At 23.7% G+C, this 1,716-nt stretch carries 2 protein-coding genes; both read left to right on the forward strand.

The features are described from left to right. Positions 1-310: CRISPR-associated endoribonuclease Cas6 (locus tag HMPREF0202_RS07195; protein WP_023052392.1), on the forward strand; the 310-nt coding region annotated here is incomplete at its 5' end. Positions 311-345: 35 nt separating this feature from the next. After that, positions 346-1,014, forward strand: coding sequence for a type I-B CRISPR-associated protein Cas5b (gene cas5b, locus HMPREF0202_RS07200; protein ID WP_023052393.1), 669 nt, complete (start codon positions 346-348; stop codon positions 1,012-1,014). Positions 1,015-1,716: the final 702 nt, after the last annotated feature.

Here is a 1,716-nt window from a genome sequence, read left to right on the forward strand (position 1 = left end):
ATTTTATGTCTACAAACTTATTCTAACACCAACCTTTGAAAAAAGAATAAAAGAAAATGCTATAAAAAAATATAATTTCTTTTTTAATACTAAATTAGATGAAAATTTTAATTTTATAAAAAAAATAAATTTAAAAAATAGAACTCCAATAGGAACAAAATACAAAGATATAACTCTTTTAGGTGATAAATTACAAATTGAAATTGAAGATAATGAATATGCCCAAAAATTAGGATGGATTATCTTTTCAACAGGTCTTTTAGAACTTGGTGCTCGAGGATTTGGATATGTAAACGCAAAGTTTATTTAGTTTAAATAGATAGTGGGGTAGAAAATGTTAAAAGATTGTATAGAATCACATATTCTAATATACATAAAATTGCTCTTCTTGGTATTTTGGGAGCTATTTTAGGTTTAGAAGGATACAATCAACAAAAACGAAAGATTAAACCCTCTATATATCCAGAATTCTATGAAAACCTTAAAGATTTAAAGATTAGTATTGTCCCAAAAAATATTTCATTAACTAAAAAAATTCAAGTTTTTAATAATAGCGTTGGATATGCAAGCTTTGAAGAGGGTGGAAACCTTATTGTAAAAGAGCAGTGGCTTGAAAATCCTGAATGGGATATCTATATTTTATTGGATAATAACTCTAGTCTTTTAAGGACTTTAGAGGAACGATTATTAAAATATCACTTTACATATATTCCTTATTTAGGAAAAAATGATCATATTGCTAATGTAGAAGATGTTGAAATTTTAGATGTTGAAAATATTGAAGATACTTGTGAAATACATAGCCTTATAAATAAAGCTAGTGTAGAAACTATTAGTCAGCCTCAAAAAATGAGAGGAGAATTATTTAAATACGAAGAATATCTTCCATATGAGTTAGAAAAGATTACAAATCAATATACTTACCATAAATTTTTACATACTAACTTTAATTTAAAACTACAATGTTTTGAAAATATATATAGATGTAATAATTTAAATCTTTTTTTCTTTTAAAAGACTTTAACCTTAATATTTTGATGTATTTAAATTTAAATGGTGGTTATAAAATAATAAAAACCTTAACATTAGATGTATTTAAATGTTGACAAAGACTTTTTGAGTGAAATCTTATGAAATACTTTAACCTTAATATCTGATATATTTAAATTATACAGTTGGAGCAACAATAATGTGGTTCTAAAAGACTTTAACCTTAATATTTGATGTATTCATTAATTTATATTGAAGCATAGTTGTAAACATTTCCCAATCGCTATCTGCAATATATTTGTTAAAGTTCAACACTTGATTCACACCTTTCATGCTAAAGACTTCAATATTATCGCATTATATGATTTTTTAATCTGAACTTAGAAAAGCTCGCTCTTTTCTGAAAAAAATTCTTGTATGCAGTTTCTAAATTTTTAAAAACTTATTTTAATGCAATAGAATCAACCTCTTTTAAGAATGGAAATTAATTTTTAAGCGGCATAAGCTCTTTAGCTTGGATATTCTAAGTTATAGATCTTCATAGATTTCACCTTCATTTTTTAAATTTTATTGTTATAATTTACTAATATTTTAATATAAAAATCTAAAAAATTAGAAATATTGCCTTGAAAAAATCTCTCCCTAATAGAGGAAGAGATTTTCTCAAGATATTTTAATAAAGTATAGTCTAAAAATATTATTTTAATTTTATAAAATAATATAATT

It is taken from the genome of Cetobacterium somerae ATCC BAA-474, assembly GCF_000479045.1.
GTDB classification, from domain to species: Bacteria; Fusobacteriota; Fusobacteriia; order Fusobacteriales; family Fusobacteriaceae; genus Cetobacterium_A; species Cetobacterium_A somerae.